We start from the raw sequence: 7,492 nt of genomic DNA on the forward strand, positions 1-7,492 counted from the left end.
GAGGCCGTACTGCCAGCGGACGGGCCCTGCGGCGGTGTCGACCGCGCCGGCCATCATGACCGCACCCGGCACGCGTCGGCCGAGCTCGTTCACGAACCAGAGCGGGTCGTCCGCGCCGGCGGGCGTATCAGCGGCATCCGGCGCCGCACCGGCATCCTGGACATCGGGAACATCCGCCAGCTCCGACGAGCCCGGAGCACCCGAGGGGTCCGGAGCATCCGAGGGGTCCGGAGCATCCGAAGGCACGACGTCGATACGCCCCTCGGCGAGGGCGGAGAGCCGCGCGACCTCGTGCTCGAGGTCGGCCAGGCGGCGCTCGATCGCGCGCTCGTTCTCGGATTCCATGATTCGAACTTATCAAAAGTTCGTAATTACGGAAAATGCTATCTAAGCGCGTCTCCGTGCACGCGGAACGTGGCCGCAGGGGTGCACGGCTGCGATCGACGGAACGTCGGAGGTCAGGTGACGACGGCCGGCCACGACGTCGCGCGGATGCCGTGCCAGAGGCGCGCGAGCCGGTCGGCCATGTCGATCGAGGGATCCAGCAGCCACTGCACCTGCAACCCGTCGGCGGCCGCGATGACCAGATCCACGACATAGGGGATGTCGACGTCCGGCCCCATCAGCTCGACGGCCTGCTCGTGACGCACGGCCTCGGTCATCAGCGTGCGCACCCACACGAAGCGCTCCTCGAAGAACGCCCGAGCCGGATGCCCTTCGATCGTCGCCTCGGCCGAGTACTCCACGTACAGCCTCACGAGTCCCGGCACGGTGGCGTTGTGCGTGATGACATCGAGGAAGCCCTCGAATGCGCCGTCCGGAGAGTGGTACTGCCGATGATCGCGCTCGTCGCGCGCACGGAGCACCTCGAGGAAGAGCTCTTCGCGGGTGCTGAAGTAGTGCATGAGTCCCGGCTGAGTGAGTCCGACGCGAGCGGCGATCTCCCGATTCGATGCCTTGCGGGTGCCCAGTTCGGCGACCACGTCGAGCGCGACAGCGAGGATCTCGGCGCGCTTCGCCGCACCCTTCGCGTACTGCCCCCGTCGTGCCATGACGTCAGTCTAGGAGAATCCGATGAACGCTCGAGCGGAGACCCGTGACGACCGGATGCGCCCCCGAGGCATCCGGTCGCCACTCCCTGTCCCCGCTATTTCACGCTCTTGATCGGGAAGATCACCGCGGCGCCTATCAGCGCCGCGACCGCGCAGATCGTGAACCAGACCGTGTAGTCGGCACCGCTGGCACCGCCCGTCGATGCCAGCACGAGGCCTCCGATGAGAGGGGCCACCGTCTGCGGCAGCGCGTTGGCGATGTTGAAGACGCCCAGGTCCTTGCCCGAGTCGTCCGGGTTCGGCAGCACGTCGACGACCAGCGCGAGGTCGACGCCGACGTAGATTCCGAAGGCGGCCCCCAGCAGGATCTCCAGGACGTAGTACGACGGGACGTCCTGGATGAAGATCAGCGCGAACGTGCCGGCGGCGAAGAGCACCGTCGAGGTCCACACGAAGACCTTGCGCCGACCGATCTTGTCCGAGATCTTGCCCGCGATCCAGGCCGTGACCACCAGGGCCGCGGTGTAGACGAGCGTCGTGTTCGCGATCAGCAGGCCGATCTCCTCTTCGGGAACCCCCAGGTGGAAGCCCATGTAGGCGAAGCGGAAGGTGGTGAACCCGAAGCTCGCGAACGTGATGAGGAAGCGCGACCACCAGGCGAGCGCGAAGTCGGGGTGCGCGACCGGGCTGACCCAGATCGTCTGGACGACCTCGCGGAAGCTGATCCGCGGCGGCCGGCCCGGGAGCACCCGGTCGGGCAGCACGATCGCGAAGACGACCATGGCGATGATCGCGAGGATCGCGGGGATCACGAAAACGATGAAGAGGTTGAACGAGAACCAGCCGGCGACGTAGACACCGCCGACGATGCCGAGGTTCTGTGCGATGCCGAGACCCGCGGCGACGGATCCACGCTGGAATTTGGGCACCTGGTCGGCGATCGTCGCGACGAACGGCGCGAGGGTCATGTTCGCGCCGAGCTGGGCGATGGCCCAGCCGATCGTGGCGACGAGCAGGCTCGGCCCGAGCGCCATGAGCACGAAGCCGATCGTCATGATGACGGTGCCCAGGACGATCCAGATCCGTCGGCGCCCCCATCGGCTCGTCGTGCGATCGGAGACGCGTCCGAACACCACATTCGCGACAGTCGCGAAGAACGCTCCCACTCCACCGAGGATCGCGGATGCCGTGTTGAAGCCCGCCGCGCCGTCAGCGATCGCCCCGGCGTTCTGCAGGTCCTGGATCTTCAGCCCGATGCCGACGACGGCCGGCCCCAGCAGGGCGATGAAGAAGATGAACTGCGCGATGATCAGCCAGGCGACGTACCCCTTCTTCGCCGGCTCTGTCGGTTCTGCGAACCAGTGATGCTCCCGTGCGACCGCCGTCGCCGTCGTCATCCCCGACGGCGTACCCGCTGCGGAACCGCTCATGCCTGCCTCCTTCGGCCGGTGGGAGTCCGAAGGCGTCGCAACGCCGCGACATGCCGGAGATTCGCTCCCGTGGATGAAAACCTAGACCGTTCAGGTTTTCAGTGCAAGAGATTCCTCCGCAGATGTCGATCGTTCCTTGTGGGAGAAAACCATAACGATTAAAGTTTTGAGAATCGAGCGGATGCCGCACCTTCGACGCGGCCCGATCCGACTCAACGGCGAGAGGGAATCCCATGACCGAGCCCACCGGCGCGCGCGCCCACGACCTCACCCTCGAAGAGAAGGCCGCGCTCACCAGCGGCGCGGACTTCTGGACGACCAAGAGCATCGACCGCCTCGGCATCCCCTCCCTCATGCTCACCGACGGGCCCCACGGCCTACGCAAGCAGGGCGGCGACACCGACCATCTGGGCCTTGCCGGCAGCATCCCCGCCACCTGCTTCCCGCCCGCTGTCGGACTCTCGGTGACCTTCGACCCCGCCCTCGCCGAGCGCGTCGGCGTCGCTCTCGGCGTCGAGTCCGCGATCGAGGACGTCGCGGTGATCCTCGGCCCGGGCATCAACATCAAGCGCTCGCCCCTGTGCGGCCGCAACTTCGAGTACATGTCGGAGGATCCGATCGTCTCGGGCGCGATGGGGGCAGGTCTCGTGCGCGGCATCCAGTCGCAGGGCGTCGGCTCATCGCTCAAGCACTTCGCCGCGAACAACCAGGAGACCGACCGCCTGCGGGTCTCGAGCGACGTCGACCCGCGCACGCTGCGCGAGATCTACCTGCGCGGATTCCAGCGGGTCGTCGAAGACGCCCAGCCCTGGACGATCATGTGCTCGTACAACCGGATCAACGGCGTCTACGCGTCCGAGGATCCGTGGCTGCTCACGACGGTGCTCCGCGACGAGTGGGGCTTCGAGGGCATCGTCGTCTCGGACTGGGGCGCGGTCAACAGCCGCGTCGCGGGTGTCATCGCGGGAATGGACCTCGAGATGCCGGGCAGCAGCGGACGCACGGATGCCGAGATCGTCGCCGCCGTGCAGGACGGCACCCTCGACGAGGCCGCCGTCGACACCGTGGTCGACCGCCTGCTCGACCTGACCCGCAAGGCCCAGGCGCGCCCGGCGGCGTCGGGCCCGCTCGACGTCGACGGACACCACGCGCTCGCCCGCGAGGTCGCCGGCCGCTCGATCGTGCTGCTGCGCAACGAGGGCGGCATCCTGCCCCTGCAGCCGTCGACGAAACTCGCCGTGATCGGCGAGTTCGCGCGCACCCCGCGGTTCCAGGGCGCCGGTTCGTCGCAGATCAACCCGACCCGCATCGACACGGCTCTCGACGAGATCCGCGCGCTCAGCGACGGAGAGGTCGCGTTCGCCGCCGGCTTCACGATCGGCGCCGACGCGGATGCAGATTCCGCGGCCCTGCGCGATGAGGCCGTCGCCGCCGCATCCGCCGCCGATGTGGCGGTCGTCTTCCTGGGCGTGCCCGCGCACGAGGAGTCCGAGGGCTTCGACCGCGAACACATCGACCTGCCCGCCGACCAGCTCGATCTGCTGGATGCCGTGCTCGGAGTCACCTCGAACGTCGTCGTCGTGCTCTCGAACGGCGGGGTCGTGGCCCTGCCGTTCGCCGACCGGGTGCCCGCAATCGTCGAGGCGTGGCTGCTCGGACAGGCAGGAGGCGGCGGCACCGCCGACGTGCTGTTCGGTGTCGTGAACCCGTCGGGCCGGCTCGCCGAGACGATCCCGCTGCGTCTCGAGGACACCCCCGCCTTCGGCAGCTTCCCCGGCGAGCACGGCCACTCTCTCTACGGCGAGGGCCTGCTCGTCGGATACCGCTGGTACGACGCACGGCACCTGCCCGTCGCCTTCCCGTTCGGGCACGGCCTGTCGTACACGACGTTCTCGTACGGCGACGCGACGGCGTCGCTCGACGGCTCGGGCGACGTCGTCGTCACGGTGCCGGTCACGAACACCGGGACGGTCGCCGGCCGCGAGGTCGTGCAGGCGTACACGAGCCTGCCCGGATCGTCGGTGCAGCGCCCGCCGCGCGAACTCAAGGCCTTCGCGTCGGTGCTGATCGAGTCGGGCGAGACCGTCGAGGTCGAGCTGCGACTTCGCCGCGCGGAGCTGGCGTACTGGGACGTGCGCGTCGACCGCTGGATCGTCGAGGGCGGCGACTACGTGATCGACCTCGGCTCGTCGAGCCGTGATCTGCGCGCCCGCACCACCGTCACGATCGACGGTGACGAGGTCGTGCTGCCGGTCAGCCTCGGCTCGTCCTTCGAAGAGCTGCTGGTCGACCCGGTCGTGGGGGCGGAGTTCGCCGCGGTCATCGCCGAGAAGTTCGGATCCGAAGGTGGCGAGATGCTCAAGATGCTCGGCAACTTCCCGGTCGGTCGCCTCGACGGATTCCCGCTGCCGCGCGCCGAGCTCGTCGCGCTCGTGGAGCGCGCTCAGCGCGGCTGAGGCTCGGTCCGCGCCGTCCTGGAGCGCGCTCAGCGCGGCTGAGACTCGGTCCGCGCCGTCCTTCGGCGACGCCAGTGGGCGGGCTCCGGCGAACGTGGTTCACAATTCAGCAAGGAAAATCTCGCGCCCGAGGCCGAGCGCCGACGAACCGCGGATCGTCCGGCGCGCGACGCCGGCGGTCGACCAACGGTGCTGAATTGTGAACGGCGCCCGCCGGGAACCGTGCCCGCCCGTCACTCGGGGGACCGGCGTCGGCGCGGGCACACCGGCATCCGACGGTGTGCCCGCAGCGGAAACCCGCCCCGGCGGGCGCACCGAGAGCCGGCGACGGCGGGAACCCCGAGAAGTAGGCTGAGGGCATCATGGAACCCTTCTTCAGCTGGCTCGGCACCGTGCCCTGGTGGATCATCTTTCCCATCATGGGTGTCGCCGGCGGCGCGGCGAAGGCGTGGGAGCGCAATGCGAAGCGCCGCCATGAGCGACGCCTCGAGACGCTGCGCCTGAAGGCGGAGATCAAGACGGCGCAGCTCGAGGCGCGCGGCGGCACTGCCAGGCGGGTGGGCCCGGCGGTCATCGACACGACGGCATCCGTGGCCCCAAACGCGCTGCTCGAGCGGCTGTTCTCGGAGCACGACGAGATCACCGCGCGTTGGCTCGACTACGAGCTCGACGTCGCGAAGCTGATCGCCTTCCCCGCCATGAGCGACGGGCGCCAGCCCCTGGTCGCGGCGTTCCTGCGGGCCAAGAAGACGGCGGATGCTCTGCGACCGGCGTCCGCCGAGCAGACCGTCACCGAGAAGCAGGTCTCGGAGTACCTCGACGCGGTGGGCGCCTACGCCGTCGCGTTCGAGATCGCCGAGAAGGATGCCCGCCGTCTGCGCGACTCGTCGTTCACCGAACCAGAGCGCAAGAGACTCGATCGCGCGCAGCAACTGCTCAAGGTCGCCGTCGACGAGTCGGCGACCCAGGCCGAGCGAAACGTCGCCTACCGTCGCGTGCGCGACGAGCTCGAAGGGCTGATCCTGCTGAGCGACGAGGCCGTGCAGGTGCTCGAGAAGCAGGTGGCGCGCGAGATCGCCGCTCCAGCCGCGCCCCCGCAGCCGATGCCCGAGCCGCTGCACCTGCCCCCGAAGACGACGAACGACGGAGAAGCGGCGCAGTGATCACGAGATTCGAAGAGCTCGACTGGCAGGAGACCCCGATCGGTGAGCTCATGCTGCGCCGGAGGACGGATCCTTCAGTCGGCCAGGAGATCTACGAGGTCAAGCTCGGCGACGAGTACCTCATGTCGAGTCTGTTCACGGTGGCGGAGGAGGAACTGTCGAATCTGGGTCTCGCCGCCGTCACGGGTGACGACCTCACCGTCCTGGTCGGCGGACTGGGGCTCGGCTACACGGCGGTCGCGGCACTGCGCGACGCGCGGGTGACCTCACTCACCGTGGTCGATCGGTTGGGCGCGGTGATCGGCTGGCATCAGCGACTGCTGCTTCCGGTGTCGGCCGAACTCGTCGAGGATCCCCGCACGAGCCTGGTCGAAGACGACTTCTTCGCGCTGGTGCGCGCCGCACCCCGCGAGGGCGAGGGCGACTACTCGGCGATCCTCCTCGATGTCGACCACTCCCCACGCCATCAGCTCGACGCCTCGCACGCCGACCTCTACACGGTCGACGGCCTGCGATCGCTCGATCGACACCTCGCCACCGGCGGAGTGTTCGCACTGTGGTCGGACGACCCGCCCGACGAGGACTTCCTCGGCACGATGCGCGCCGTGTTCGATGATGTCGTCGCTCACGTCGTCGACTTCGCGAACGCCGTCACCGGCGGCACCTCGTCGAACACCGTGTACGTCGCGCGCAGCCGCACCGCCGGGGATCCGGCATCCGATCGCCCATCGAAGGCAGGATCATGACGACCAAGACGATCGTGCTCACGGGGGCGTCCGACGGCATCGGCGCGGCATCGGCCCGCCAGCTCTCGGAGGACGGCCATCGGCTGATCCTCGTCGGACGCTCGGTCGAGAAGACGCGCGCGGTCGCCGCCGACACAGGTGCGGAGTGGTTCACCGCCGACTTCGCGCGGCTCGATGACGTGCGCGAGCTCGCCGCGAAGATCGCGGATGCCGTCGGCGACGGCGGCATCGACGTGCTCGCGAACAACGCGGGCGGCATCTTCGGCGATCAGACCCCGACGGTCGACGGCCACGAGAAGACCCTTCAGGTCAACCACCTCGCGCCCTTCCTGCTCACCAACCTCCTGCTGCCGCAGCTGCGCACCGGCCGCGCGGCGGTCATCAACACCTCCAGCGTCGCTCACCGGCTGTTCGGGCGCATCGACGTCGACGACCTCGACAATCGCGCCAAGTACAGCGCGAACAAGGCATACGGCGATGCCAAGCTCGCGAACGTCCTCTTCACGAAGAGCCTGCACACGAAGTTCCACGGCGAGGGCCTCACCTCGGTCGCCTTCCACCCCGGCACCGTGCAGACCAACTTCGCGTCCGACTCGAGCACGATCATGCGCCTCGTCTATCGCACGCCGCTCAAGCACCTGCTGC

Annotated in this window: 7 protein-coding genes; 4 read left to right on the plus strand and 3 right to left on the minus strand. The window is 68.7% G+C overall.

Features of this window, described 5'->3' with window-relative positions:
- The 3 genes from ABTZ43_RS16420 to ABTZ43_RS16430 form a co-directional block, all read right to left on the minus strand.
- A partial coding sequence (locus ABTZ43_RS16420) for a hypothetical protein (RefSeq protein WP_350539553.1) occupies positions 1-345 on the minus strand: 345 nt, incomplete at its 3' end.
- 113 nt (positions 346-458) lie between these two features.
- Entirely contained in the window at positions 459-1,052 is a 594-nt protein-coding gene (locus ABTZ43_RS16425; protein ID WP_253385159.1) for a TetR/AcrR family transcriptional regulator, read from the minus strand.
- Positions 1,053-1,147: 95 nt separating this feature from the next.
- Positions 1,148-2,482, minus strand: coding sequence for an MFS transporter (locus ABTZ43_RS16430; protein WP_350539554.1), 1,335 nt, complete (start codon positions 2,480-2,482; stop codon positions 1,148-1,150).
- A gap of 233 nt (positions 2,483-2,715) precedes the next feature.
- On the opposite strand from ABTZ43_RS16430, the gene ABTZ43_RS16435 reads away from it, so the two are divergent.
- The 4 genes from ABTZ43_RS16435 to ABTZ43_RS16450 all read left to right on the plus strand — a co-directional run.
- Positions 2,716-4,938: a glycoside hydrolase family 3 C-terminal domain-containing protein gene (locus ABTZ43_RS16435; RefSeq protein WP_350539555.1), complete on the plus strand. Its 2,223-nt coding sequence runs from the start codon at positions 2,716-2,718 to the stop codon at positions 4,936-4,938.
- A gap of 362 nt (positions 4,939-5,300) precedes the next feature.
- Positions 5,301-6,101 carry a hypothetical protein gene (locus ABTZ43_RS16440; RefSeq protein ID WP_350539556.1) on the plus strand — a complete coding sequence of 267 codons (801 nt, stop codon included), beginning with the start codon at positions 5,301-5,303 and terminating at the stop codon, positions 6,099-6,101.
- The gene (locus tag ABTZ43_RS16445) at positions 6,098-6,847 is read left to right on the plus strand and encodes a polyamine aminopropyltransferase (RefSeq protein ID WP_350539557.1); all 750 of its coding nucleotides are present in this window, start codon (positions 6,098-6,100) and stop codon (positions 6,845-6,847) included. Before ABTZ43_RS16440 ends, ABTZ43_RS16445 begins: the two co-directional genes overlap by 4 nt.
- Positions 6,844-7,492, plus strand: a 649-nt coding sequence (locus ABTZ43_RS16450; protein ID WP_350539558.1) for an SDR family NAD(P)-dependent oxidoreductase, incomplete at its 3' end; no start/stop codon positions are given. The genes ABTZ43_RS16445 and ABTZ43_RS16450, both read left to right, overlap by 4 nt.

It is taken from the genome of Microbacterium sp. NPDC097977 (assembly GCF_040302605.1).
Classification (GTDB): Bacteria; Actinomycetota; Actinomycetes; order Actinomycetales; family Microbacteriaceae; genus Microbacterium.

Bases quoted from the DNA above. Each gene is read 5' to 3' on its own strand.
- ABTZ43_RS16440 (WP_350539556.1), top strand. From the start codon at position 5,301: ATGGAACCCTTCTTCAGCTGGCTCGGCACCGTGCCCTGGTGGATCATC.
- ABTZ43_RS16425 (WP_253385159.1), bottom strand. From the start codon at position 1,052: ATGGCACGACGGGGGCAGTACGCGAAGGGTGCGGCGAAGCGCGCCGAG.
- ABTZ43_RS16435 (WP_350539555.1), top strand. From the start codon at position 2,716: ATGACCGAGCCCACCGGCGCGCGCGCCCACGACCTCACCCTCGAAGAG.
- ABTZ43_RS16430 (WP_350539554.1), bottom strand. From the start codon at position 2,482: ATGAGCGGTTCCGCAGCGGGTACGCCGTCGGGGATGACGACGGCGACG.